Origin of the sequence: Salinisphaera sp. LB1 (genome assembly GCF_003177035.1) — a bacterium.
GTDB lineage: Bacteria > Pseudomonadota > Gammaproteobacteria > Nevskiales > Salinisphaeraceae > Salinisphaera.
The window spans coordinates 3,914,490-3,939,320 of sequence record NZ_CP029488.1 but is presented as its reverse complement, the minus strand read 5'-3'; the positions used below and the strand labels follow the sequence as shown (position 1 = coordinate 3,939,320).

Annotated in this window: 22 protein-coding genes; 10 read left to right on the top strand and 12 right to left on the bottom strand. The window is 65.5% G+C overall.

Annotated elements, in window-relative coordinates; translation table 11 throughout:
- Positions 1-19 precede the first annotated feature (19 nt).
- Positions 20-967: a response regulator transcription factor gene (locus SALB1_RS17670; RefSeq protein ID WP_109995047.1), complete on the top strand. Its 948-nt coding sequence runs from the start codon at positions 20-22 to the stop codon at positions 965-967.
- 41 nt (positions 968-1,008) lie between these two features.
- On the opposite strand, the gene SALB1_RS17665 is transcribed toward SALB1_RS17670, so the two are convergent.
- A complete protein-coding gene (locus SALB1_RS17665) occupies positions 1,009-1,368 on the bottom strand; it encodes a hypothetical protein (protein WP_109995046.1) in 360 nt (119 codons plus the stop codon).
- 52 nt (positions 1,369-1,420) lie between these two features.
- Here SALB1_RS17665 and maiA point away from each other — a divergent pair, with 52 nt between their 5' ends.
- Positions 1,421-2,095, top strand: a complete 675-nt coding sequence (gene maiA / locus SALB1_RS17660) for a maleylacetoacetate isomerase (RefSeq protein WP_109995045.1) — start codon at positions 1,421-1,423, stop codon at positions 2,093-2,095.
- A gap of 159 nt (positions 2,096-2,254) precedes the next feature.
- The gene (locus SALB1_RS17655; protein ID WP_109995044.1) at positions 2,255-7,048 is read left to right on the top strand and encodes an NAD-glutamate dehydrogenase; all 4,794 of its coding nucleotides are present in this window, start codon (positions 2,255-2,257) and stop codon (positions 7,046-7,048) included.
- A gap of 587 nt (positions 7,049-7,635) precedes the next feature.
- Here the strand turns inward: SALB1_RS17655 and SALB1_RS17650 are convergent.
- From SALB1_RS17650 to SALB1_RS17625, 6 genes are all read right to left on the bottom strand, one after another.
- Positions 7,636-9,099 (bottom strand): hypothetical protein, encoded by a 1,464-nt coding sequence (locus SALB1_RS17650; protein ID WP_109995043.1) that lies wholly within the window; start codon positions 9,097-9,099, stop codon positions 7,636-7,638.
- Positions 9,096-9,833 carry an SDR family oxidoreductase gene (locus SALB1_RS17645; RefSeq protein ID WP_109995042.1) on the bottom strand — a complete coding sequence of 246 codons (738 nt, stop codon included), beginning with the start codon at positions 9,831-9,833 and terminating at the stop codon, positions 9,096-9,098. Before SALB1_RS17645 ends, SALB1_RS17650 begins: the two co-directional genes overlap by 4 nt.
- Positions 9,830-11,155: an FAD-binding oxidoreductase gene (locus SALB1_RS17640; RefSeq protein WP_109995041.1), complete on the bottom strand. Its 1,326-nt coding sequence runs from the start codon at positions 11,153-11,155 to the stop codon at positions 9,830-9,832. The genes SALB1_RS17645 and SALB1_RS17640 overlap by 4 nt, the downstream gene beginning before the upstream one ends.
- Positions 11,152-12,579 (bottom strand): UbiA family prenyltransferase, encoded by a 1,428-nt coding sequence (locus SALB1_RS17635; protein ID WP_109995040.1) that lies wholly within the window; start codon positions 12,577-12,579, stop codon positions 11,152-11,154. Before SALB1_RS17635 ends, SALB1_RS17640 begins: the two co-directional genes overlap by 4 nt.
- A complete protein-coding gene (locus tag SALB1_RS17630; RefSeq protein ID WP_158590813.1) occupies positions 12,576-13,538 on the bottom strand; it encodes a lysylphosphatidylglycerol synthase transmembrane domain-containing protein in 963 nt (320 codons plus the stop codon). The genes SALB1_RS17635 and SALB1_RS17630 overlap by 4 nt, the downstream gene beginning before the upstream one ends.
- A 212-nt stretch (positions 13,539-13,750) precedes the next feature.
- Positions 13,751-15,367 carry a long-chain fatty acid--CoA ligase gene (locus SALB1_RS17625; protein ID WP_179950687.1) on the bottom strand — a complete coding sequence of 539 codons (1,617 nt, stop codon included), beginning with the start codon at positions 15,365-15,367 and terminating at the stop codon, positions 13,751-13,753.
- Between the two features lie 136 nt (positions 15,368-15,503).
- Here SALB1_RS17625 and SALB1_RS17620 point away from each other — a divergent pair, with 136 nt between their 5' ends.
- Positions 15,504-15,926 carry a dehydratase gene (locus SALB1_RS17620; protein WP_145961377.1) on the top strand — a complete coding sequence of 141 codons (423 nt, stop codon included), beginning with the start codon at positions 15,504-15,506 and terminating at the stop codon, positions 15,924-15,926.
- On the top strand, positions 15,923-16,363 hold the full coding sequence (locus tag SALB1_RS17615) for a MaoC/PaaZ C-terminal domain-containing protein (protein ID WP_109995036.1): 441 nt from the start codon (positions 15,923-15,925) through the stop codon (positions 16,361-16,363). The genes SALB1_RS17620 and SALB1_RS17615 overlap by 4 nt, the downstream gene beginning before the upstream one ends.
- Positions 16,364-16,368: 5 nt before the next feature.
- On the opposite strand, the gene zapE is transcribed toward SALB1_RS17615, so the two are convergent.
- Positions 16,369-17,466: a cell division protein ZapE gene (zapE, locus tag SALB1_RS17610; protein ID WP_109995035.1), complete on the bottom strand. Its 1,098-nt coding sequence runs from the start codon at positions 17,464-17,466 to the stop codon at positions 16,369-16,371.
- 48 nt (positions 17,467-17,514) lie between these two features.
- Between zapE and xerD the strand changes: the two genes are divergently transcribed.
- Together xerD and SALB1_RS17600 are read left to right on the top strand one after the other, a co-directional pair.
- On the top strand, positions 17,515-18,426 hold the full coding sequence (gene xerD / locus SALB1_RS17605; protein ID WP_109995034.1) for a site-specific tyrosine recombinase XerD: 912 nt from the start codon (positions 17,515-17,517) through the stop codon (positions 18,424-18,426).
- Between the two features lie 8 nt (positions 18,427-18,434).
- Positions 18,435-18,950 (top strand): class IV adenylate cyclase, encoded by a 516-nt coding sequence (locus SALB1_RS17600; protein ID WP_109995033.1) that lies wholly within the window; start codon positions 18,435-18,437, stop codon positions 18,948-18,950.
- A gap of 19 nt (positions 18,951-18,969) precedes the next feature.
- Here the strand turns inward: SALB1_RS17600 and fdxA are convergent, their stop codons facing one another.
- Both fdxA and SALB1_RS17590 read right to left on the bottom strand, forming a co-directional pair.
- Positions 18,970-19,293, bottom strand: coding sequence for a ferredoxin FdxA (gene fdxA / locus SALB1_RS17595; protein WP_037337034.1), 324 nt, complete (start codon positions 19,291-19,293; stop codon positions 18,970-18,972).
- Between the two features lie 138 nt (positions 19,294-19,431).
- Entirely contained in the window at positions 19,432-20,004 is a 573-nt protein-coding gene (locus SALB1_RS17590; protein WP_109995519.1) for an NUDIX domain-containing protein, read from the bottom strand.
- A 169-nt stretch (positions 20,005-20,173) separates the two neighbouring features.
- Here SALB1_RS17590 and ppc point away from each other — a divergent pair, with 169 nt between their 5' ends.
- The 3 genes from ppc to SALB1_RS17580 all read left to right on the top strand — a co-directional run bounded on the left by ppc (position 20,174) and on the right by SALB1_RS17580 (position 23,758).
- Positions 20,174-22,972 (top strand): phosphoenolpyruvate carboxylase, encoded by a 2,799-nt coding sequence (gene ppc / locus SALB1_RS17585; protein ID WP_109995032.1) that lies wholly within the window; start codon positions 20,174-20,176, stop codon positions 22,970-22,972.
- A gap of 120 nt (positions 22,973-23,092) precedes the next feature.
- A complete protein-coding gene (locus SALB1_RS19650) occupies positions 23,093-23,227 on the top strand; it encodes a DUF1719 domain-containing protein (protein WP_150131920.1) in 135 nt (44 codons plus the stop codon).
- A 138-nt stretch (positions 23,228-23,365) separates the two neighbouring features.
- Positions 23,366-23,758: a hypothetical protein gene (locus tag SALB1_RS17580; RefSeq protein WP_109995031.1), complete on the top strand. Its 393-nt coding sequence runs from the start codon at positions 23,366-23,368 to the stop codon at positions 23,756-23,758.
- A 90-nt stretch (positions 23,759-23,848) separates the two neighbouring features.
- On the opposite strand, the gene SALB1_RS17575 is transcribed toward SALB1_RS17580, so the two are convergent.
- Entirely contained in the window at positions 23,849-24,049 is a 201-nt protein-coding gene (locus tag SALB1_RS17575) for a SlyX family protein (RefSeq protein WP_109995030.1), read from the bottom strand.
- Entirely contained in the window at positions 24,046-24,474 is a 429-nt protein-coding gene (locus SALB1_RS19100) for an HIT domain-containing protein (RefSeq protein WP_109995029.1), read from the bottom strand. Before SALB1_RS19100 ends, SALB1_RS17575 begins: the two co-directional genes overlap by 4 nt.
- Positions 24,475-24,831: the final 357 nt, after the last annotated feature.

The following is a 24,831-nucleotide window of genomic DNA, read 5'->3' as shown; positions in this document are numbered from 1 at the left end:
AAAGGACGAGGAGCAGGCCATGGTCGTAGCCAATGACGTCATGTCGCACGATGAGACGGAGCCAGCGTCTGATGCCCCTCGGATACGGGGTGTGGTGCTGGTGGTCGACGATCATCCGGATACGCTGGCGCTCGTATCCGAAGTGCTCGGGCGCGACGGCTATACCGTGATCGCCGCGATCGACGGCCATTCGGCGCTGGAGCGGGCCCGCCTGATCACGCCCGATATCGTACTGCTGGATGCGCGCATGCCGGGAATGGATGGCTTCGAGGTCTGCCGGCGTATCACGAGCGACCCGGCACTGGCCGGAATGGCCGTGATCTTCATGACCGGGCTGACCGACAGCGACAGCATCGTGCGCGGTTTTCGCGCTGGCGGCATCGACTATGTCACCAAGCCGCTCAAACCCGACGAAATACGCGTTCGCATCGAGGCTCATCTCAAGCGCATCCGCTTACAACGCCAGGCCGACATGGTGGTCAACGCGGGTGGCCGCGCGGCGTTGATCACCGCGGCCGACGGCGGTATCCGCTGGCACAGTTCGCGCGCCGTGCAACTCCTGCGGCGCTATTTCGATGTCGACATCGACGGCCGACTGCCGTTCGGCCTGCTGCGCTGGCTGGAGCACGCGGAATCCGTATCCAGGCCGTACGAGGTCACGCGCGAACTGGGTCGGCTATCGATTCGTTACGCCGGTCCGGCCGAGGAGGGCGGGGTGATTCTCACGCTGGTCGAGTTTGACGACCAGGCCGCGATCGACGATTTCGTCGCCCGTTTCAGTTTGACCCGGCGCCAGGCCGAGGTACTGCTCTGGATCTCGCGCGGCAAGACCAACCGCGACATCGCCGAGATCCTCGACATGAAACCGCGAACGGTAAACAAGCATCTCGAGCACATCTTTCCGAAGCTCGGGGTGGAGACGCGCGCTGCGGCGGCCGCGATCGCGTTGCAGACGATCGGCTCGTAGGTCGCCGGGTTGGCCGGGGGCGCCTCGGGCCCGGGCCGAGCTCAGAACGGCATGGGCCGGCGGTCGGCGAAGGTGACCACGCCGCGGATGAAACGATAGAGACACCACAGCCAGAGTACGCCGTAGCCGAAGAACCCCACCACGAACGGCGCGAGCACCAGGCAGATCAGGGTCCACAGGATCGTGAACCAGAACGTGCGCATCAGCCAGCGATGATGTGTCCAGGCCATGCTGCCACGCGCCAGCTCGCCCATTTTGATGTGATTGACGATCACGCCGGCGATGGCGGTCACGAAGAAAAAACAACCGAGCCCGTACAGCACGTAGGTGATCAGCAGTACGTTACGCTCGCTTTGTTCGAGCGCGGCGGTTTCGGAATCGGCGATCAGATGTCGGCTCATATCAAACTCCCGGCATGCGTGCCGGCTTTGTTAGACTTTCCGGGCCAATCCCGTGCCCGTTCAGTTCATGCTCAAGTTGTTCACGCACCACCGCAGTGTCTCCGCTCATCGCGTTCGCATCGCGCTCAATTATAAAGGTGTTGCGTTCCAGTCCATTTTTACGGGTCTGGACGGCAGCAGCGATGAACGCCAGCAGTATCTGGAGATCAACCCGCAGGGCCTGATCCCGGCGCTGTGGGTGGGGGACGACCTGATCATCTCGCAGTCATCGGCGATTCTGGAGTATCTGGAGGAACGCTATCCGGAGCGGCCGCTGCTGCACGGCGATATCGCCCTGCGTGCGCGTATCCGCTCCTTTGCCCAGATCGCGATCGCCGATACGCATCCGCTGAATAACCTGCGCGTGCTGCGCTATCTGCGCGACGAAATGGATGTGCCCTACGATCGGCGCCGGGCCTGGTTCGAACACTGGATTCATGCCGCGTTCGGCCCGATGGAGTCGTTGCTGGCCGCGCAACCGGCTGGTAATCACAGTTTCTGCTTTACCGCGCGGCCGAGTCTGGCGGATGTCTGCCTGGTGCCGCAGGTGTCGATGGCGGAGCGCTATGACGTGAACCTTGGCGCCTATCCGATCATCCGTCGCATCTACCGCGCATGCATGGCACTCGGCGCCTTCCAGGCGGCGGCGCCCGACACCCAGGGCGACAGCACCGCGCCGGCGCGCTGACCGGCGCGCCACCGGGGTCGGCCCGGGATCGTCGGACCCGGAGAATCGCATGCCGGCGCGGTCCCCGTGCCGCGTTGTCGACGCCTGTCGGTGCATGGCTTGTCGAGCCGGGTATGGCGGGCGTAACGTCCTCCCCACGATCCGTGATGCCGACCCTCAATGAATAGCCAGACCGCCGCTGTGATCGCCGAAGTTCGTGCCTGTGTAGGCGAGGACTCGACGCTCGAGCGCCCCGAACTGATGATCGCCTTCGTCGAGACCTGTCTGGCGGGGGTGCCAGCGGACGCGCTGCGGGTGCGCTCGGTCGCGCATCTCTACGATGCGTTGCGGCATCACTTCGCGCTGCTGTGTCAGCCACGCAAGCGTGGCGAGTATCGCGTGGCGCTCGAGGCCATCGACGATGCCCACGGCGATTGTGATCTGGCGCTGCTCACGGTGGCCGCCGACATGGCCTTTCTGGTCGACACGGTCAGCCTGGCCGTGCGCGGTACGGGTGCCGAGATCGACTGGATGATGCATCCGGTGGTGCGCGTCGAGCGCGATGAGGCCGGCGAACTGGTGGATGTCGGCGCCGCTGGCACCGACGAGCCGGCGGGCAACGAGGAATCGCTGATTCGCATCGAGTTCGCGGCGCCCGCCGGGCTGGACGGCGACGCGCTGTCCGAGCGCGTCGAGTCGAGCCTGTCGGATCTGGCCTGCGTAGTAGCGGACTGGCAGCCCATGCGGCGTCGCCTGCAGGCGGTGGTCAGCGAACTCGACCGGGCCGCCAGCGGCGTGGATCGCGATGAGCGCACCGAGACCCAGGCCTTCGTGTCGTGGCTTGCGGACGATCACTTCACGCTGCTGGGTTATCGCTGCCGCGCGATCGAGACCGACGAGAACGGGGCCGATATCATGGTCGACGTGCCCGACACCGGTCTCGGCCTGCTGCGTGAGGATCGCCCGGGTATCGATCCCGAGGGCTATGTCGCACCGGCCGACGTGCTCGACGAGTACACTCAGTCGTCGCGGCTGCTGGTGATCACCAAGGCCAACCAGCATTCCTGGATTCATCATGCCGAGACGATGGACGTGGTGGCCATCAAACGTCTGGATGCGACCGGCAACGTGATCGGGGCGCATCGTTTTCTGGGCATGTTCTCGGGCGATGCCTACCGCGCCAGCCCGCGCGATATTCCGGTGCTGCGACACAAGATTTCGCACGTCATGGCGCGCGCCGCGCTGCGACCGCGCTCGCATGCCGCCAAGAACCTGCGCTACATTCTGGAAACCTTCCCGCGCGATGAGCTGTTCCAGACCGGCGAGAACGAGCTCTATGACACGGTCATGGGCGTGCTCAACATGCGCGAGACCGAACCGCTGCGCCTGTTCCTGCGCCGCGATCGCTATCGGCGTTTCTTTGCCGCGATCGTGTATGTCCCGCGGGAACGCTACACCGTGGCGCTGCGCAGTCAGATCCGGTCCGAGCTGGAGCGCCATCTCAACGGTGAATGCCAGGATGTCGATGCCGAGTTCCTGCGCGGGGCCGTGGTGCGCCTGCATTACCAGATCGCCACCGGGGAGGCGACCGAGCCGGTCGATGTGCGCGCGCTGGAACAGGCGTTGATCGCGGTCACGCGTGGTTGGCCCGATCGGGTCGCCGCGGCGGCGCGCCAGGCGGGGGTGTCGTTGCCGGCCTATGCACATGCCTTCGACGCGGCTTATCGCGAGCGCTTCGATGCCGCCACCGCGGTGGCGGATGCCCAGGTGCTGGCGGCGATGGACGACAACAGCCAGCCGGTGCTGCGCGCCATGGCGCCCGAGGGCGACCTGCTCACGGTCAAGCTTTACGGGCATGGCGACGACCTGCCGTTGTCCCGCGTGCTGCCGGTATTCGAGCACTTCGGTCTGTCGGTGCTCACCCAGCACCCGTATCGCGTGGCGCGCATCGGCCATAGCGTGCAATGGATCCACGAGTTCGAGGCCCGGCATGGCCACGGCGAAGCGCTGTCCGATTCGACTTGCCGCGACAATCTGGCCGAAGCGTTCCATCAGATCATGGTCGGCAGCGCCGAGGACGACGGGCTCAACGGCCTGATCATCGACGCCGGGTTCACGCCGCGCCAGGTGGTACTGGTCCGCGCCATCACACGCTATCTGCTGCAGACCGAACTGCCGTTTTCGCCGGTCTACATCGGCGACCGGCTGGCCGAGCATGCGGCCCTGGTCCGCGCCTTGATCGATCTTTTCGAAGCCCGCTTCGATCCGGACCGAAGCCGTGTGATCAGCGGCGAGGACGAGGCCCGGGCCACTATCGAGGCCGAACTGGATGAAATCGCCAGCCTTGATGCCGACCGCGTGCTGCGGGCCTTCTACGGCGTGGTTATCGCCACGCTGCGCACGAATTACTTCCAGCGCGACGCAGCCGGTGCGCCCAAGGCGCATGTTTCGATCAAGCTCGATCCCAGCGAGCTGGTGGAACTGCCGCAGCCGCGGCCCTGGGTGGAGACGTTCGTTTACGCCCCGAGCGTCGAGGGGGTCCATTTGCGCGGGGGCCCGGTGGCGCGCGGCGGACTGCGCTGGTCGGACCGGCGCGAGGACTTCCGCACCGAAGTGCTCGGGCTGATGAAGGCACAGATGGTCAAGAACGCGGTGATCGTGCCGGTCGGGGCCAAGGGCGGGTTCGTGGCCAAGTACGGGGTCGCGGACGAATCGCGCGAGGCGCGCCAGGCCCGCGGCATCTCCGCCTACAAGATATTCATCCGCGGTCTGCTCGACATCACCGACAATCGCGTCGGCGACGGCGTGGTGAAGCCGGAACGCGTGATCGCGCAAGACGGCGACGATCCGTATCTGGTGGTGGCAGCCGACAAGGGCACGGCCACGTTCTCCGACATCGCGAATTCGCTGTCCGCGGAGTACGGTTTCTGGCTCGACGATGCCTTCGCCTCCGGCGGCTCCGCCGGCTACGACCACAAGGTCATGGGGATTACCGCTCGTGGCGCCTGGGAAGGCGTCAAGCGCCATTTCCGCGAAATGGGGCGCGATATCCAGAGTGAGCCGTTCTCGGTGGTGGCGATCGGCGACATGGGCGGCGATGTATTCGGCAACGGCATGCTGGCCTCCGGACAGACCCGCCTGATCGCTGCCTTCAATCATCTGCATATCTTCATCGACCCGGACCCGGACATCGCGGCGGCCTATGCCGAGCGCAAGCGCCTGTTCGCCGGTCCGGCGTCGGGCTGGCGCGATTACGACGAACGCCTGATCTCGCGCGGCGGCGGCGTGTACGACCGCTCGGCGAAGACTATTGAGCTGTCCGATGAGGCCCGCGTTGCACTCGCCATCGAACCGCGGCGAATGTCGCCGGACGATCTGATCAACGCCATTCTCAAGGCGCCGGTCGACCTGCTCTGGAACGGCGGCATCGGCACCTACGTCAAGGCCAGTACCCAGTCGCATACCGAGGTCGGGGATCGTGCCAACGACACGCTGCGTGTCGACGGTCGCGAACTGCGGGCTCGCGTGGTCGGCGAGGGCGGCAATCTGGGTCTGACCCAGGCCGGACGCATCGAATATGCCCTGAACGGCGGCAAGCTGAACACCGATGCCATCGACAATTCCGGCGGCGTGGACTCCTCCGACATGGAGGTCAACATCAAGATCGCGCTGGGCACGGTGGAAGCGGCCGGCCGCATCGACCGCGAGGCGCGCAACGCGCTGCTGGCGGAAATGACACCTTCGGTGATCGATCTCGTGCTGCGGACCAATTATCTGCAGACCCAGCAGATCAGTCTGATGGAAACCGAGAGCGTCGCGCGCTTCGACGAGCAGATCAGCTTCATGCGCGCGCTGGAGCGCGATGGCCGGCTGGATCGACGCCTGGAAGGCCTGCCCGACGACGAGACCATCGAGGCCCGGCGGCGCGAACGCGCTGGCCTGACCCGTCCCGAGCTGTCGGTGCTTATTTCCTACAACAAGCTCACGCTGTCGGCGGCCGCGATCGCGGGCGGGCTCGCCGACGACCCCTGGATGGAAAGCTGGTTGACCGACGGCTTCCCGCCGCGGCTGGTCGAACGCTTCCCGGAAGCGGTCACCGAGCATCGCCTAAAGCGCGAGTTGATCGCCACCCTGGTCACGAACCAGATGGTCGACCGGCTCGGCATCGCCACCGCGCACCGTCTGCCGGCGGGCTTTGGTGCGCGCATGGAGGCTGCGGTCCGCGGTTACGTGCTGGCCGAGGGCTGGCTTGAGGGGGAAACGCTGTTCAACGCCATCGAGGCGCTGGACAACGTCATTCCGGCAGCCGAACAGTACCGGGCGCACCGTATCGTCATCGGCCTGCTCAAGCATGCGATGAACTGGTGGATCACGAGTACCGACACCGGCTACAACATCTCCGATCTGATCACCCGTTATCAATCCGGCGCACGGCATTTGCTGGCGGGGCTCGCGGACCGGCTCGTCGGCAGCTACGCCCAGCGCTGGGAAAGCACGCTGGCGGACTGGCAGGCGATCGGCGTGGATGACGAACTGGCCCGTCGCATTGCGTCGGCCGATGTCGGCGGCGGCATCATGGATATCGTCTCGCTGGCCGAGCGCCGCGCGCGGGCGGTGGCCGAAGTCGCGGATATCTACTACCGCCTGGGCGACGCCCTCAGCGTGCCATGGTTGCAGGAAGCGATCCACCAGTTGCCCGCAAACGGCCGCTGGCAGGATCTGGCCCGGACCAGCCTGCGCAGCGACAGCTACCTGATCCACCAGCGTCTGGTCGACCAAGTGCTGGCGACGGAGGGCGACGATCCGCTGGCCGAGTGGTGTGCGGCGCGAGAACACACCATGGCCTTCGTCAGCGCACGTCTGGCCGAACTGCAGGCGATCGAACAGCCGGCGCAGGAGCATCTCACCGTCGCCGTGCGCGATCTCGCGCGGCTCGGCCAGCCGGGACCGTCCAGCCTTGGCGGCGCCGCCTAGCGGCGTCCGCGCGGCAAATTAAACATAGTCCCGGGGCGCTCGCTAGAGTCGATCCGGAAGACAGATCTATCCACAGATTACGCAGATTGCACAGATTGAAAGACACGGCTTGGCGAGCTGTGAGTGCCCGTTTCGCTCAGCACTCGATCACTGATAGATCTGTCTTCCGATCCACGTTGATCTGCGGAAAACATGCCCTGACTCTGGCACGGAACGCAGCTATCGCTACCGATAAAAAGCCGCCCTTGAGTCCACCCTCAAGAATCTGCGAAATCTGTGTAATCTGCGGATAGAAAGTGCAGTTCCGGGGGGGCGCTCCGGAAGACAGGCGTATCCACAGATTACGCCGATTGCACAGATTGAAAGAGATGGCCCGGTGAGCGCCGGGTGTCCGTTTGGCTCTGTACTCGATCACTGACAGATCGGTCTTATGATGTGCGTCGATCTGCGTCGATCCGCGTCGATCCGCGGAAAATATATGCGCAAGTAGCGGCACGGAAACGGCTATTGTCGCCGAAAACACCTGTACTGGCGTGCGCTTTTAAAAATCTGCGCAGTCTGTGAAATCTGTGGATGAAAAATCCAGTTTACGGGTGACGCAGCCAGGCCAGTGCACGCTGCGTGCCTGCCATGGCCAGCAGTATGATCAGCGGATTGATGGCAAAGCGAAAGCGTTGGTTTTCGTCGATTTCGAACATGTTGCCGATGACGCTGACATACATGACGTTGAGCCAGATGAAAATCAGCGTGGCGTCCAGATTCGACACCCGGCGCCGCCAGGCGCAGCGGAGCAGCACGCCCAGGCCGAACAGCACGGCCGCGATGTAGACAATGGCGATGAAGACGCCGATGGTCGCCGGTTTGAGTTCGAACCGGGGATGGTCCGGATAGACGGGCTGGCCGCCGAGCACCTTGCCATACAGCCACGCCCAGGGCTGGATGGCGGCGCGATTGGCGTTGAGGAACGGATAGTCGCTGGCCGGACGCCAGAACATCAGCCAGGCCACGCCGATCGAGTGCAGGTAGACGCCGGGATGGGTGCGGATCGCGACCAGCGCGTCGTGGCGCGCCATGCTCGATATGCGGGCGTACGGCAGATAATTGAAATTCACGTGCCCGGTCGTTTTGAGCCGGTGGTCGAGCACCGCGATCCCGGTATGCGGTCGCTTGACCACGGTGCCTTCGTAGGCTTGCGGAATATCGAAGGCCTTGTCGTCGAGCGCCAGCGGCGTCATGCGGCCGCGGGCTACGAGCCGTTCGCGTTCGCTGTGGTCCAGGTCCAGCGTGGTCAGCTTGGCCAGGCTCATGCCCATCCAGTCCGAGGTCGAGAACTCGCCGATCACTGCCACGTTCTTGGCATAGAGCGCCAGGATGAGTACGAACGGCAGGGTGGCGGCGACCAGCACTGCCCGGCGATGGCCGGGCAACACCAGCACGGCGTAGAAGACCAGCACCGCGAACCATTCGATCTGGAACAGCGAGCGGGTGTAGATCAGCACCGCCATGGCACTGAACAGCGCGAACGCGTATCGGGGGCGGAAATTGCGCCGGCAGGTATCGAAAAGCCAGACGATGGCCACCAACAGCAACAGCACGATGACGGTGTAGTAGGGCAGGCTCTCGTAGAGCATCAGTGCCGGCGAGCACATGAACAGGCCGGCGACCACCGCCGCACCCACCGGGCGTATGCCGACACGCCGCAACAGCGCATACAGCAGTAGCACCGAGCTGAATGCCATGAGCGCGAAGATCACACGGAACAGCGCGGCGGTGAGGAAATCGCCGCCGCCCAGCGCGGCCGACAGCTTGAGCACCACGCCGAGCAACAGGTTGTATAACGACGGCTGCCCCGGCATGTAGAGCAGGCTGGTCAGCAGGTCGTGGCGCAGCAGCACCGGGTCGAGAATCTGCCAGGAGGTCGCCAACGGCGACAGATCGAAGCGCACGCCGGCGAGATAAGCCGCGATGCGTGAGACCGGATACAGCGCGACCAGCCCGCCCACGGCCCAGCGGTCGGCCGTGGCCCCGCGTGGACCGTGGCGCGTGTTCATAGCTGCGTGCGATGAAAGACGGCGCGCGGCACGGCCTTGATGATCGTCATGATCAAACGCCAGAAACCCGGTGTATAGACCACCGCGCGCCGGCGGTCGATGGCCTTGACGATATCGCCGCCGACCTTGTCGGCGCTGGCGAACAGCGGGCCTTTCTCGAGGTCTGCGGTCATCGGGGTGTCGACCAGGCCGGGCCGGATCGTGAGCACATCCACGCCGCGGCCATGCAGCCGATGGCGCAGGCCGTCGAGGAAGGCGTTCACGCCGGCCTTGGCGCTGCCGTAAACATAATTGCTGGCGCGCCCGCGATCGCCGGCGACCGACGAAATCACCGCGATCAGGCCCGAGCCTTGTTGTTCGAGCCGATTGGCGACATCGGTGACCAGCGCGACCACGCTTACGGCGTTGGTATGCCAGGCGGCGACCGCGGCCGCCGGATCGGCTGCGCAGGCAGCCTGGTCGGGCAGGGTGCCGTAGGCGACGAAGACAGTGTCCAGCCCGCCGAGATCAGCGATCGCGGCATCCAGCATGGCACCGTGCGCGTCCAGGTCGTCGGCGTCCATGGCGTGGGCGGTGGCGCGCGCGGCGCCGCGCACCGACAGATCGCGTGCGACCGGATCGAGCTTGTCGCGGTTGCGGGCGACCAGGAACAGGGCATCGCCGCGTTCGGCGAAGCGGCGGGCGGCGGCTTCGGCGATCGCCGATGTCGCGCCCACGATGAGAATACGGTTCATGCGGTGTCTCCCGTCACACGAAGCCAGAAATCCGAGGAAAACCGCGGATCGACATAGCCGGCGAACTCGCGCCAGCGAGGGAAGTAGTGCTGGAAGGCCGTGGCCGACATGCGTGCATCCTTGGCCGGATAGACCGCGCCGCCGGCTGCCATGACGACATCGTCGAGCGACTCCAGCAGACGGCGCGTCGATTCGCCCCGGTTGGGAAAATCCAGCGCCAGCGTGGCGCCGGGCCGCGGGAACGACAGCATCCCGGGCGAGGGTACGTCGCCGAAGACCTTGAGCACTGAGAGAAATGAGCCCTGACCGGAGGCGCCGATGCGCGCCAGCAGTTCGCTGATCGAGGCCTCGGCATCGCCCGGCGGTACCACGCACTGATATTGATAGAAACCGGCCGGCCCGTAGGCCCGGTTCCAGTTGCGGATGCCGTCCAGCGGGTAGAAATAAGGCTGGTAGTGCTGTGCGGCGCGAAAGCGCCGTTTTCGCTTGCGATGGAAATACAGCGTGTTCAGCGGCGTGAGCGTGGCCCGGTTCATCAACGAAAACGGCGGTGTCAGCGCGAAGTTCGGCCCGGGCTTCGGCGCGGCGGCATTGGGCTGGCCCATGGCCGGTCGATGATTGGCGCGCATGAACCAGCCGCGCCCGAGCTTGGTGCCGGTGGCGCTGCAATCGACCCAGGCCACTGTGTATTCGTAGTCGTCTGCCGATGCCGCGGAGAGCTCGAAGAAAGCGCGCAGGTTGTCGAAGCGATGGGTGTCGACGTCCATGAAGGCGCCGCCGACGCGCCTGAGCCGCAGACGCACGCGGGTGATCAGCCCGGTCAGGCCCAGTCCGCCGATGGTTGCCGCGAACCGGTCGGTGTTGTTGCTTCGGCTGCAGGTGCGGGTGGTGCCGTCACTGGCGGTGAGGTCGAAATCCAGCACATGCCGGCCGAAGGTGCCGGCCACATGATGGTTCTTGCCGTGCACGTCGTTGGCGATGGCGCCGGCGACGGTGACGTACTGGGTGCCGGGCGTGACCGGTACGAACCAGCCCTGCGGCAGGGCCAGGCGCAGGATGTCAGCCAGCAGCACGCCCGGCTCGCATTCCAGCACCCCGGTTTCGGCATCGAAGGCGATGAAATGATCCAGGCTTCGCGTATCGATCAGCGTGCCGTTGTTGTTGATCACCACGTCGCCGTAGCTGCGGCCGTTGCCATAGGCCAGCAGCGGACGGTCGTCGGCTGCCGGCAGCGGCGAACGACCGGCCACCGGCCGCACGACGCGCGCCGGCGTACTGGCCGGGATACGCCCCCAGGATGGATGCGACCCCGCCCGGCTCATAGCGCGGCGGCGATCGCGATGGCCGCACCCAGCACGATGCAGATGCGACTGCCGGTATCACGGGCGGCGAACACGATCGGGTCGTCGGTCATTTCCCGGCGCAGGGTCTTGAGCCAGATCCGGCTGATCCAGTAAAGCACCACCGGGCACAACAGCCAGATCAATATCGGGTGCCGGTAGTGGCTGGTGATATCCGGGCTGTTGATATACAACGCCAGCACCACGACGCTGGCATAGCCGGCGGCGGTGCCCAGGCTGCGCAGGGCGTCGATGTCGGAGGCCGCATAGCCGCGCCCGCCGCCGCTGGTCTGGCCGGCCTCGACCAGGATCAGCTCGGCGCAGCGCTTGGCCATGGCCAGACTCAGGAACAACGACATCGACAGCGCCAGCAGCCAGAACGACAGCGGAATGCCCGTGGCTGCGCCGCCGGCGATCACCCGCAGTGTGTACAGCGCCGCCAGCGTCAGCACGTCGACCAGGGCCATGCGTTTCAGGCCCATGGAATAGGCCAGGGTCATCAGGTAATACAGCGCCAGCACGGCACCGAAGACCGGCGGCAGGAATGCCGCGATCAGGGCCGCGATCAACAACAGCACGGGAATCGCCATCACGCCGTGGGCGACCGGCAGCGTGCCGCTGGCGAACGGGCGGTGCCGTTTGTTCGGGTGCCGGCGATCGTCGCTCAGGTCGACCAGGTCATTGAGCAGATAAACGCTGGAGGCCAGGGCGCCGTAGGCAATGAAGGCGAGCACGGCGGCAAGCAGCGTCTTGCCGTCAAGCAGCTCATGGCTGGCGAGCAACGGCACGAAGATCAGCATGTTCTTCGACCACTGGTACAGGCGCATCGCCTTGATCCAGGTACGCACCCCGCTCGGCTCGCGTTCGATGCGCCGGCTGACGTGGGTCTCGCTCGTGGCCCAGCGGTCGGTGGACGGCTTGGCGCCGACCAGAATCGTCTCGCGCGCGGCCGCCCAGATCGCGCGATCGTCGTCGTGGTCGGCGGCGTAATCGAACGGTACGTCGCCCAGCAATTCGCGGATTGCCGCCAGCTTGTGCTCGCCCGAGAGATTGGTATGGGCATCGCTGGCGAGTACGTCGTCGAACAGCTCAAGATGGGCGGCGACCTGATGGGCATAACGCTGATTGGCGGCGGTGGCCAGCACGATGCGCCGTCCGCGCTGTTTTTCGGCGGTGAGGAAATCCAACAGCTCACGGTTGTAGGGCAGGTGGGCGACATCGAGGGCCGCGCGGGCGGCGATCTCATCCTTGACCGCGGCCTTGCCGCGCCTGAGCCACCCGGGCAGGCAGATCAGCTTGTGCGGGCGCTCGCGGACCAGCACGAATGCCGATTCGATCAACAGATCGGTGTGGACCAGCGTGCCGTCGAGATCGACGACCAGAGCGGCTTCGCGGGCCTGGCTCATGAGATTTCTTCCTCTCCGGCGGGACCGGGGTGACGGCGGTGATCGAGCTCGAGCAGCGCCAGGCAGAGCAGCCCCAGAACCACCGCGAACCATAGGGTGGCGATGCGCGCGATCAGGGTCACGCTGAGCGCGATACCGGCTGTCAATCCCGAGAGTTTCAGCAACAGCGCCATGGCCGCTTCGGTGCTGCCGAGCCCGCCCGGAATGAACGACAGCGCGCCGATCAGCATGCTGGTGGCATAAATACCGATCGCCAGCGTCAGGGCGACCGCCAGGCCGAGCTTGCCGGCGATCAGGTATACCGAGACTCCTTCGGCTGTCCAGGCCATGCAGCCGAGTGCCAGGCCGCCGAGCAGCGGTTTCCACGACAGCAGCACGAAGGCGCGCTCCCAGGCTTGCACGAATACATGCAGAACATGACCCACGAATGTCTGCGGCTCGGCGACGCGCTGTTGGGCGGCCCTGAGCAGGGACCGGCGATGCATGGTCCAGAGCACGATGGCGATCGCCGCCAGCGGTGCGAGCACCCAGTAGACATAGCCGGTGAACGACACGATCGCCAACAGCGACAGCAGCAGAATCGACAACAGATCGAGTAGCCGTTCGGCGAACATGGCGGCGACGGTATGCGCATAGGGTACCCGCCGGCGTGCCAGATACACGGCCCGCACGCCCTCACCGGCCTTGCCGGGCGTGGTCGTGAGCGCGAAGCCCGAGATATAGATCAGCAGATGGCGGCCGATCGGCAGTGCGTGGCCGAGCCAGCGCAGATAGCCGTGCCAGCGGGCGAAGCGCAGACCGTAATTGCACAACGACAGGCACAGGATGCTAATCCAGCCGACCCAGTCCAGCCGATGCATGGCCGCCCACGTGCGCTGGCCGTCGATCCCGGCGATAAGCGTGAAGTAGAGCAGCGCCGCGATCAGCAGCGAGACGAGAACCGTGGTCAGACGCGGCAAGACATCACTCTTCGTGGAAATGAATAGTCGCCGGGCGGCCCTGGATGCACCCTGCGCGCCCAGCGTAGCCCAATCGACACGGTCGCGCGCCCGGCGAATTTCCTGTTTATCAGTTGCGCAGCGGCAAGCAATGCAATACGGCCTCTAGATTGAGCGCGCATGCCTGTCCGGCAAGTGAATACACCCGGCCGGGGTGGTCCGGCCCCGGTGTGTCAGCCCGGCTTGTCGTGACCGAGCTGAGCGCGCAGGTCGCGTTTGCTGAACTTGCCGGTGGCCGTGCGCGGGATGGCATCCACGATCACGAAATCCTCCGGCACCATCCATTTCGGCATACGCTCGAGCAGAAAGTCCCGCAGCGTCTCGGGCGTGATCTCCGTGCCTTGCCGCGGCACGACGGCGGCCAGCGGTCGCTCGCCCCAGCGTTCGTCGGCACGGGCGATCACGGCTGCCTCGGCGACATCCGGGTGGCCCATGATTTCGTTTTCCAGATGCACCGATGAAATCCACTCGCCGCCGGACTTGATCACATCCTTGGTGCGATCGGTGATGTCGATATAGCCGTGGGCGTCGATGGTGGCGATATCGCCGGTCCGCAGCCAGCCGTCGGCGGTGAATTTCTCCTCGCTGTTGTCGAGCCGGTAGTAGCCGCCCGCGATCCAGGGGCCGCGGATCTGCAGCTCGCCCATCGATTCGCCGTCGCGCGGGGCGATATGGCCGTCGGCATCCACAATCCGGATATTGATCAGCGGGACCGTGGTGCCGACCGTGGCGCGCTTGGCGTACTGCGTGTCTTCGTCCATGGCCCGGATCGCCGGTTTGAGCCGGCCGGTCGTGCCGAGCGGCGAGGTTTCGGTCATGCCCCAGGCCTGGATCACGGTCAGGCCATGGCCGTCGAAGCGGCGCAGCATGGATTCGGGCGCGGCCGAGCCGCCGACGATCATCTCCAGATCCGCGCGCAGCGGCCAGCGCTCGGGCTCGGCGTCCAGCGCGTCGAGGATCGTCATCCAGATGGTTGGTACGCCCGCCGAGACATTCACGTCCTCGGCGACGTACAGATCGAGCAGGCTCTCGGCATCCAGATGCGGCCCGGGGAAGACCTGTTTCGCGCCCACCATGGTCGCGATGTAGGGCAGCCCCCAGGCGTTGACATGAAACATCGGCACTACCGGCAGAACGCTGTCGTTGTACGACAGATCGAGATTGTCTGGCAGCGCACCGGTCAGCGCGTGCAGCACGGTCGAGCGGTGGGAATAGGTCACGCCCTTGGGCCGCCCCGTGGTGCCGGAGGTGTAGCACATGCCGCAGGCGTCGTACTCGCTTTTCTCGGGATAGACGAAGTCGGTCGGGGCCTGGGCGAGGAAAGTTTCGTAGTCGACCAGTGCGTCCGGCACCGGATCGCCGGTCAGCGGCACCACGATCACTTGTTCGACGTCGATGGCGTCGGCGAACTTGCGGTACAGCGGCAGCAGCACATCGTCGACGATGAGCACACGGTCCCCGGCGTGGTTGATGATCCAGGCGATGTCGTCGGGCGCGAGCCGGATATTGACCATGTGGCAGACGCCGCCCATGGCCGGGATGCCGAAATAGGCCTCGAGGTGCGAGTAATGATTCCACGATAGCGTGGCCACCCGATCGCCGGCTTCGATCTCGGCCTGCACCAGCGCCGCGGCCAGGCGCTTGGCGCGGGCCACCATGTCGGCATAGGTGTAACGGTGCCGCGTCTTGTCGGGGCGCTGGCTGACGATCTCGACATCGCCGAATTCGGTCGCGGCGCGTTCCAGTAGATCGTCCAGTAGCAGCGGGCGGTCCATCATGGTCGACAACACGGGCGGGGCTCCTGGTACGAACAAAGCGATTGCACCCAGCGTGGCGCGGGCCGCGGCCGGACGTCTACGCATCTTTCGGCGCATGTGGATGCGTTCGTGGCATGCTCGGCGCGGTGGCATCCGTTGTGAGGGATCGATGCGCTACTGGGAAGATCTGGCCGTGGGCGAGACACATCGCTACGGCCGCTATACGTTGACGGGCGAAGAGATCGCCCAGTTCACGACGCGATTCACCCCGCCAGCCGTGGTGGGCGCGAATGCTGAGGCGGCCCCGGGCTACCTGCTGTGCTGTATCGGCATGCGGCTGCTGGTGGATCATTCACTCGTGGGGATGGCCTCACTCGGCTCGCCCGGCGTGGATCGGATCGACTGGCCGAACCCGGCCTATGCGGGCGACGTACTTTCGCTGTCCACCGAGTTGTTGTCCGCGCGGGTGCTCAACAGCCGGCCGGAGATGGGTCTGATCATGCAATTCATGGCCGTCGAGAACCCGCATGGTGTGCCCGTCGCGCGCATGTGGACGAATGCACTGGTCGCCCGTCGCGGCGCCCCGTCATGATCGGCTTCGACGATCTCGAGGCCGGCCGCAGCTTCACGCTCGGCCCGACCGGCGCGAGCCGCGACGACATGATCGCGTTCGCGCGGGCTTATGACCCGCAACCCTTTCATCTGAGCGACGAGGCCGCGAGCCGGACCTACTTCAAGCGCCTGTCGGCCTCGGGCTGGCATACCGGCGCGCTGATGCTGGCGCTGGTCACGGCCAACCCGGACTGGCCGCTGGCGTGTCGCGGCTGCCAGGAGATCCGCGATCTGCGCTGGCGGGCGCCGGTCTATCCCGACGATCGGCTGTCGGCAGCGGTCACCGTCATCGAGCGCAGGCTGCCCGAAAACGGCGGCCCGGGGACGGTCACACTGGACCTGCAGCTGAGCAATCAGCACGCCGTCACCGTGGCCGGGATGACGGTCGTGCTCGCCGTTGCGCGCCGTATCGGCTAACGCGACTAACTGCGATGGGCGGCGCCGATGTATTCGGCGGTGCTCATTTCGTGTAGCCGGCTGGCGGTGCGTTCGAATTCGAAGGTGAGTTCCGAGCCGGCGTAGAGCGCATCGGGGCCGGCCTCGGCGGTGACGAAGACATTCACGCGCCGGTCGTAGAATTCGTCGATGGCGTTGATGAAGCGGCGCGCCGCGTTGTCGTCGGCATCGCCGAATACGGGTACGCCGGAGATCATGATCACGCTGAACTCGCGGGCCAGTTCGATGTAGTCGTTGGCCGAACGCGGGGTGCGGCAGAGGGTGTCGAAGTCGAACCAGGCGATGGCATCGGCGCGGCGCCGTGTCGCCAGCTTGCGCCCCAGAATCTTGACGTTGCCGCCCTCGCGCACCGGGCCGGTGGCCAGGCGTTCGAAGTAATGCGCCAGCACCGCGTCGGCCTCGTCGCCGGGTGGGATCTGGTAGGTCGCCGATTCCTCGATATGATCGAGCCGGAAATCGGTGCCGTCGGCCAGATGCATGATCCGGCAGTTGTCCTTGAGCCGTTCGATGGCCGGCAGGAAGCGGTCGCGCTTGAGTCCACCCTTGTAGAGATCGTCGGGGGCGACGTTGGAGGTGGCCACCAGGGTGACGTTGCGGGCGAACAGCTCCTCGGTCAGCCGCGACAGGATCATGGCGTCGGCGATATCGGAGACGAAGAACTCGTCGAAGCACAGCACGCGATCCGCCGCCCAGTCGGCGGCGATCTTCTTCAGCGGATCGCTCTGGTGGGCGTAGCGTTTGCGCGCTTCGTGCACCTTCTGCATGAAGCGATGGAAGTGCAGGCGTGTTTTTTCCTCGAACGGCAGGGCATCGAAGAAACAGTCCATGAGATAAGTCTTGCCGCGGCCGACGCCGCCCCACAGATAAAGGCCGTCGACCTGCGGGCGTTCCTTCTTGCGGCCGAACAGGCCACGGCTGACGGTCGGGTTTTCCCGCAGTCGTTCGTAGATCGACTGCAGCGCATCAACGACTTTCTCCTGGGCGGGATCGCGAACGAATTCGGGGTCCTGGAGATCGGTTTCGTAGCGCTGGCGAGGACTCGGTGCGCGTACGGTATCGTCCATCGGGCAACGGGGCTGGCTAAATCAATCGCCGGATTATACGCTCGCGCCATGGCTGCCATCGACGCCGTGGACGCGACAACCGCCGATATCATCGAACGTTTTATCGACGGCCTGTGGGCCGAACGCGGCCTGGCCGAGGCCACGCTCGCGGCCTATCGCAACGATCTCGCCCACTTCGGTCAATGGCAGGCGGGCCGCGGCGGACTGCTGGCCGCTGGCGCGAACGATATCCGGGCCTATCTCGCCGCGCGCAATACGCCGGATTCGAGTCCGCGCAGCGCGGCGCGTCTGTTGTCCAGCCTGCGCCAGTTCTATCGCTACCAGCTGCGGGCCGGGGCGATCCAGCGCGACCCGACCGCGTTGATCGACATGCCGGTCCAGGGCCGGCGCCTGCCGAAGACGCTCACCGAGCGCGATGTCGAGGCCCTGATCCGTGCGCCCGACACCGATACCGATCTGGGCCTGCGCGACCGGGCCATGCTGGAGTTGATGTACGCGGCCGGCCTGCGCGTATCCGAATTGGTCTCGGCCACGCGCGCCCAGGTCAACACGCGCCAGGGCGTGATCCGTGTCACCGGCAAGGGCGGGCGCGAGCGCCTCGTGCCGCTGGGCGGCGCCGCGGTGGACTGGATCGAGCGTTATCTGGCGCGTGCGCGCGCGGCGCTTCTGGGCGCGGCTGTCTCCGATGCGCTGTTCGTGACCGCGCGTGGCGGCGGCATGACACGACAGAACGTCTGGCATCGCATCCGCGCGCATGCGGGCGCCGCCGGCATCACGGCGCCGGTCTCGCCGCACGGCCTGCGCCATGCCTTCGCTACCCATCTGCTCAACCACGGCGCGGACCTGCGCGCGGTGCAGATGCTGCTCGGCCACGCCGATCTGTCGACCACGCAGATCTATACCCACGTCGCGCGGGCGCGGCTCAAGGCGCTGCACGCCGATCATCATCCACGTGGCTGACGACGAATATGGCGAAAAACATCGAGATCAAGGCCGTATGCCGCGACCGCGCCGTCTTGCGGCAACGCATCGAGGCGCTCGCGGGCGCGCCAGCGGTCGAGCTGGATCAGGACGACAGCTTCTTTAACTGCGCCACCGGTCGGCTCAAGCTGCGCGATTTCGGCAATGGGCAGGCGGAGTTGATCGCCTACGAGCGTCCGGATAGCGCCGGGCCGAGCCTATCTTCATACACCCGTACGGATACCGACGATCCCGACGGGCTGCGGGCCACGCTCACACACGCGCTCGGCTCCTGGGCGCGCGTGATCAAGACACGGCACCTCTACCGGGCCGGGCGCACGCGCATTCATCTCGACCAGGTCGAAGGGCTCGGCGATTTCGTGGAGCTCGAAGTCGTGCTGGCAGCGCAGGAACAACCCGCCGATGGCCGGCGCGAGGCCGAGCGGCTGATGGCCGAGCTCGGCATCCAAGCCGCCGATCTATGTGCGATCGCCTACGCAGACATGCGGGCGACACCGAACTGAGTGCGCCGGTTCGGGCGGCTCAACGCTCGAGCAATTCTCGCTTGTTCGGCTTGTCGGCCCATTCGTCGGCGTCTTCCGGTGGTTTCTTGACCTCGGTGATCACCGGCCATTCGGCCGCGAGCTCGGCGTTGAGTTGCAGGAAGTCAGCCTGGTCCTCGGGTAGATCGTCCTCGGAGACAATCGCCTCGACCGGGCACTCCGGCTCGCAAAGCGTGCAGTCGATGCACTCCTCGGGGTCGATGGCCAGGAAATTCGGGCCTTCATGGAAACAATCGACCGGGCAGACTTCCACGCAGTCGGTGTATTTGCACTTGATGCAGTTTTCGGTGACAACGAAGGTCATGGTCAGCCTCGTCGCTTGTAGCTGTCGGAAAGAGCGGGAAGGCGCGCAGTTTACCAGTTGCCCGCGCCGCGAGAATCATTTTGGGCCGCAATCCGGCGCGTCGGCGGCCGTTTTTATCGGCCCGCATTGTAACGGACCCTAATCGCGCGGTTCCCGGTCCAGCGCCATCGCGCGCCAGTCCGCGGTCCCCAGCGATTCGACGTGGATGCCGAACTCGCCGGCCCTGCGATCCGCGAAGTATCGCTGGAGCGTGCGATGGATGGTCGGGAATGCCAGCTGCGGCCAATCGATCTCGTCCTCGGCGAGAAAGCGCACCTCGGCGCTTTCCCGGCCCGGTGCGTAGTCGTCGCCGATCATATCCGCGATGAAGAATATGTGGATCTGACCGATATGCGTGACATCGATCAGATTGAACAGGCGCGGCTGACCGACCTGAACGCCGGCTTCCTCGAGGGTTTCGCGCGCGGCGCCGCCGGCGCTGGTTTCGCCGAGTTCGAGAAAGCCGGCCGGCAGCGTCCAGAAATGCAGCCGCGGCTCGATCGCCCGCCGGCACATCAGGATGCGCCCGTCGCGTTCGACGATGGTGCCCACCACGTTGCGCGGGTTGTCGTAGAAAATCTCCCCGGTCGCGGTACAGATGTTGCGCTTGCGGTCGTCGCCCTCGGGTATACGGAAGACCGTCGGGGCGCCGCAGTTCGGGCAGAAATTCATGGGCTCGGGCATGGCGGGCATCGGGTTCGGGCCGTGAGTCGGTCATCGCCGGTGGCGTCCGGCGCATTCATGCTACATCAGTGTCCGGCGCCGGGTGTCCTGCGGGCAAGCCTCGCCAACGCTGATATGCTTCGGTGACAAGCAAAACGAAGACAGGCCAGGCAGACGCATGAATCCATCGATCAACGAAAAGCATCCCGCCGCGGGCGACGCCGATCTCGCCGAGGCCGATCGCGAACTGCGGGCCCAGGTCCGCCGGGCCGGTTCGCTGCTGGGCGACGTGCTCCAGTCGCAGGCCCGTTCCGAGGTCTTCGACACGGTCGAGACGCTGCGCCGGGGATTCATCGCGCTGCGCGAGACCGAGGACGCCGAACAGCGGGCCCGGCTGATGTCGACGATCGATTCGCTGCCAGCCGAGACCATGACCGAGGTCACGCGCGCATTCGCGATCTACTTCAATCTGGCGAACCTGCTGGAGGAACTGCACGCGCATCGCACCCGCCGGCGCCTGGCCGCGGACGGCGATCCGCGCTGGCTCGGCTCGTTCAATCGCACCCTGGCCGACATGGCCGCCCACGGCGTGACGCTGGACGACGCGATGGCGCAGCTGTCGAATCTGTCGTTCATCCCGGTGTTTACCGCCCATCCGACCGAGGCCAAGCCGCGCGCGGTGCTGGATGCGCTGCGGCGCATCTTCGAGTGGTTCCAGCAACTGACCTTCGGCAATCCCGACGAGCTCGAGCGCGCCGAAATCGAGGAGCACATCCGCCAGAACATCCAGGTGCTCTGGAAGACCGAGGAACTGCGCGGCTCGCGGCCCACGGTCGAGGATGAAATCCGCAACGGCCTGTACTACTTCCGGGCGTCGCTGTTTTCGAGCGTGCCGCAGATCTATCGCAACCTGGAAAAGGCGATCGAGAACAACTACGGCGAGCGCGTCGATGCGCCGGCCGTGCTGACGTTCGGTTCCTGGATCGGCGGCGACCGAGACGGTAACCCCTACGTTACCGCCCGCGAGACACGCTATGCGCTGCGTCTGCAGTCGCGCGAGATCCTGTCGGAATATCTGCGTCGTATCGATGAACTGTCGAGCCGGCTGTCATTTTCGGCGCGCTGGTGTCGCCCGAGCGACGCGTTCCTGGCCGGGCTGGAGGACGACGAGCAACGCCTCGCCGCGCACACCGGGACGCGCCCCGAACGCTACGCCGCGGAGCCGTATCGCCGCAAGCTCTATCTCATGCGCCGCCGGATCTCGGCAATGATCGACCAGATCCAGACCGAGCTGCGCCTGCGCGCCGAACGCAGCGAGCGGCCGCCGCTGGCTTATGCCTCGGCAGCCGATCTGGTCGACGATATCCGCATCATGCGTGAATCGCTGATCGGCCACGGCGACGAGGCGATCGCCCACGATCGCATCAAGGATTGGCAGCGCCTGGTCGAGACGTTCGGTTTTCATCTTGCGCGTCTGGACTTGCGCGAGGAATCGACCCGGCACACGCAATGCGTGCAGGAGTTGATGGCGGCGTTGAAGATCGAGGCGAACTACGCGTCGCTGGACGAGGCGGGCCGGGTCGAGATTCTCGACCGTGAACTGGCCCGCGACGATACGCCGGCGCTCGGCCGACTCGATATTTCCTCGGATGTCGAAGACACGCTGGAAAGCCTGGCTGTGGTGCGCGAGTTCACGCGTACCCTCGGCAACGCCGCTTTTGGCAGCTATGTGATTTCGATGACGCATAGTGCTTCGGATGTGCTGGCGCTGGTCTGGCTGATGCGGGTGACCGGCGTGTACGAGCCGGGCGGTGAGATCGCGCCGCCACTGGCGATCGCGCCGTTGTTCGAAACCGTCGCCGATCTGGAGCACATCGAGCCGGTGCTGGACAAGCTGCTGGAAAACAGCCACTACCGGGCCTTCGTCGAAGCCGGCGCAGACGACGGCATGCTGCGCCAGGAGGTCATGCTCGGCTACTCCGATTCCTGCAAGGACGGCGGCATCATGACTTCGCGCTGGCAGTTGTATCGCGCCCAGCAGGAAGCCGTGGCCCTGTGCGAGCGCCACGGCGTGGACTGCGTGCTGTTCCATGGTCGCGGCGGCACCGTCGGGCGCGGTGGCGGGCCGACCCATCAGGCGATCCTGTCGCAGCCGCCGGGCACCGTCCGCTCGAAGATCAAGTTCACCGAACAGGGCGAGATGATCTTCGCCAAGTACAGCAACCCGGAAACCGCGGTGCACGAGCTCACGCTCGGGGTGACCGGTACCCTCAAGGCCAGTGGTACCCGGGCCACCGATGCCGATTTCTCCGACAAGGCGGCGAAACTCTCGGACCGCGGCGAGCGTTTCTATCGCGACCTGACCGAGAACACCGAGGGGTTCTTCGAGTATTTCCAGGCGGCCACGCCCACCGCCGAGATCGGCGCGCTGAACATCGGTTCCCGGCCCGGTTCGCGGCCGTCGAAGGCCAAGCTCGACAAGTCTTCGATCCGGGCGATTTCCTGGGTGTTCGCCTGGGCGCAGTCACGGCATACGCTGCCGGGTTGGCTGGGTCTGGGTACCGCACTCACCGAAGGCGGCGTCGATACCCCGACGTTGCAGTCGTTGTATCGGGAATGGCCGTATTTCCGCACCATTATCGACAACGTCCAGATGTCGCTGGCCAAGGCGGATATGACGATCGCCTCGGAATATGCCCAGTTGGCGACGGGGCAGGGGCATATCTTCGAAGCCATTCACGCCGAATACGAGCGCGCGGTTGCCGGTATTCTCGGTATTACCGGCGAGTCCAGCCTGCTGGACGACGATCCGGTGCTGCGTACGTCACTCGATCGGCGCCGGCCCTATCTGGACCCGCTCAACCACATCCAGATCGCGGCGCTCACGCGTTATCGCGAGGGCGGTGACCGGATCTGGCTCGATCCGGTCCTGCGCTCGATCAATGCCATCGCCGCCGGCATGAGAAACACCGGTTGATGCGGCGGCGACGCATGCAGCATGCCGCCCGGATGGCGCTTCTGGCCGGCCGATATCTTGGGTACCCGGCCAGCCAGGCCGTGCTCGCCGACGGCCTGATCGAGGCGATGCCCATGAGATGTGTCCCAGGCCGGTCAGGCGGTAATTACCGTCAACGACGACAATCTGCCCGCCGGCGTGCGGGTATTGCCAATCATGGTTCGGGTCAGCGAATCGCAGGACGCCACCGGCACGATGATCGCCGCCGGTCACTGATACCGACGGCGACCCGCCGCGTGGTGACGATCGCGGAGGGTCGACTGGCGAAGCGCACCCGCCCGCGGTCAAGCGCTCGACGTTGCCGCGGTCGCTGTTATCCTTTGTCCCATCAATCATAGCGACAGGATTTCAGAGATGGCCGATAACAACATGCCCGAGATCAAGATCGATGCCGATCACATGTATCGGGAAGAGTCCTTCTCCGATCTGAAGGTGGGCAGCATTCGCAAGCTGATTCCGGTGACCGCCAATGGCGAGGATGACGATTCGCGCGACGTGCGTTTCGAGGGGTCGGCCAGCCTGATGACGCCGGCGGGCAGCCTGCCGTTGTCGTTCGAGCTGGAAGCCGACGACCTGGCGGGCGCGATCGAGCAGTTTCCCGCGGCGGTCAATGCCGAAGCCGAGCGGGCGATCGAGGAGCTCAAGGAAATGCAGCGGCAGCAGGGCCAGAAGATCCAGGTGCCCGGCCAGGGCGGCGGCCAAGGGGGCTTTGGTGGCGGTCAGGGCGGGGGGCGAATCCAGTTCTGATCGCGATCACCCGCACGCCTGCCCGGAACGGTTCAGCGCGCGCCAGTCGGCACACCACGCGTGACGCTGGCGGCGGCGGTCGATGCGTTGTCAGTAATGCGGCGGGGTTTCGTCGGTCGCGGCGTCCGGCTCGCCTTCGGCCAGCCGTTGTACGCGTTCCTCGAGTTGCCGGCAGCGCTCGGCCATCCGTGCGAGCTCGCGTGACTGGGCGAACAGCTGCCGGCTGAGTTGTTCGATCGCATCGTCTTGATAGGCGATCCGTACTTCGAGTTCGTCGTGCTGGGTGCTCATGCGTCGTCCGCCTCCGCGGGGACCAGCCGAAGATCGCGCGACAGCGCCGCGCGCAGCCCTGCAATGCGGGTTTCGTCATAGCCGGGGTCGCCCGCCGGCAGTCGGCCCCAGACCGGCGCGGGCCAGCAGGCATCGTGGCGGTGGCGCGCGATGATATGAATATGCATCTGGGCGACCTCATTGCCCAGTGTCGCCACGTTCATCTTATCGGCGCTGAACCCGTCGGCGGCCCAGCCACACAATGCGCGGACCTGAGCATTCACGCGCTCGCATTCCGCATCGTCCAGTTCGTGCCAGTCCTGGGCATCGGTATCGGGCACCAGGATCAGCCAGCCCACCGCCGAATGACGATGCAGTAGCACGGTGGCGCGTTCCAGCGTGCCCAGCCGATGGCAGTCGGCCAACAGTCGCGTGTCAATGTTCATCTGGGGTTTCCCGGGCGTGACGGGGCCGTGTTCTGCTGCGGCGGATTGAAGGGGCATACGAACAGCCAGTTGATTTCGCAGAAAAATGAGTCCGAGCATGCAGGCAATGGATTCGCCCCGGGTTTGAATGTCTCGCCATGCTGATTCATCGCATGATGGAGGCTTTTCGGCGCATGGGGCGTGTTGATTGTGTGCAAAGTTCAGTGGAAGGCTTGACGATGCGATGGCTCGCGCGCTGGAAGCAGCGGCGCCTTGATCTTCCTTCTTATTGCCGCTCATTGGCATGCATTTGCGGACAAAATGCCCTGGCTTATTCAGCCCGCTGCGTATCGTACATAATCGAATGGGGCGTTGTGA

Bases quoted from the DNA above. Each gene is read 5' to 3' on its own strand.
- SALB1_RS17600 (WP_109995033.1), top strand. From the start codon at position 18,435: ATGGCGAAAAACATCGAGATCAAGGCCGTATGCCGCGACCGCGCCGTC.
- SALB1_RS17645 (WP_109995042.1), bottom strand. From the start codon at position 9,833: ATGAACCGTATTCTCATCGTGGGCGCGACATCGGCGATCGCCGAAGCC.
- SALB1_RS17665 (WP_109995046.1), bottom strand. From the start codon at position 1,368: ATGAGCCGACATCTGATCGCCGATTCCGAAACCGCCGCGCTCGAACAA.
- SALB1_RS17650 (WP_109995043.1), bottom strand. From the start codon at position 9,099: ATGAACACGCGCCACGGTCCACGCGGGGCCACGGCCGACCGCTGGGCC.
- SALB1_RS17580 (WP_109995031.1), top strand. From the start codon at position 23,366: ATGGCCGATAACAACATGCCCGAGATCAAGATCGATGCCGATCACATG.
- SALB1_RS17590 (WP_109995519.1), bottom strand. From the start codon at position 20,004: ATGAATTTCTGCCCGAACTGCGGCGCCCCGACGGTCTTCCGTATACCC.
- ppc (WP_109995032.1), top strand. From the start codon at position 20,174: ATGAATCCATCGATCAACGAAAAGCATCCCGCCGCGGGCGACGCCGAT.
- SALB1_RS17655 (WP_109995044.1), top strand. From the start codon at position 2,255: ATGAATAGCCAGACCGCCGCTGTGATCGCCGAAGTTCGTGCCTGTGTA.
- zapE (WP_109995035.1), bottom strand. From the start codon at position 17,466: ATGGACGATACCGTACGCGCACCGAGTCCTCGCCAGCGCTACGAAACC.
- xerD (WP_109995034.1), top strand. From the start codon at position 17,515: ATGGCTGCCATCGACGCCGTGGACGCGACAACCGCCGATATCATCGAA.
- SALB1_RS17620 (WP_145961377.1), top strand. From the start codon at position 15,504: ATGCGCTACTGGGAAGATCTGGCCGTGGGCGAGACACATCGCTACGGC.
- SALB1_RS19100 (WP_109995029.1), bottom strand. From the start codon at position 24,474: ATGAACATTGACACGCGACTGTTGGCCGACTGCCATCGGCTGGGCACG.
- SALB1_RS17635 (WP_109995040.1), bottom strand. From the start codon at position 12,579: ATGAGCCAGGCCCGCGAAGCCGCTCTGGTCGTCGATCTCGACGGCACG.
- SALB1_RS17575 (WP_109995030.1), bottom strand. From the start codon at position 24,049: ATGAGCACCCAGCACGACGAACTCGAAGTACGGATCGCCTATCAAGAC.
- SALB1_RS17615 (WP_109995036.1), top strand. From the start codon at position 15,923: ATGATCGGCTTCGACGATCTCGAGGCCGGCCGCAGCTTCACGCTCGGC.
- fdxA (WP_037337034.1), bottom strand. From the start codon at position 19,293: ATGACCTTCGTTGTCACCGAAAACTGCATCAAGTGCAAATACACCGAC.
- SALB1_RS17640 (WP_109995041.1), bottom strand. From the start codon at position 11,155: ATGAGCCGGGCGGGGTCGCATCCATCCTGGGGGCGTATCCCGGCCAGT.
- SALB1_RS17670 (WP_109995047.1), top strand. From the start codon at position 20: ATGGTCGTAGCCAATGACGTCATGTCGCACGATGAGACGGAGCCAGCG.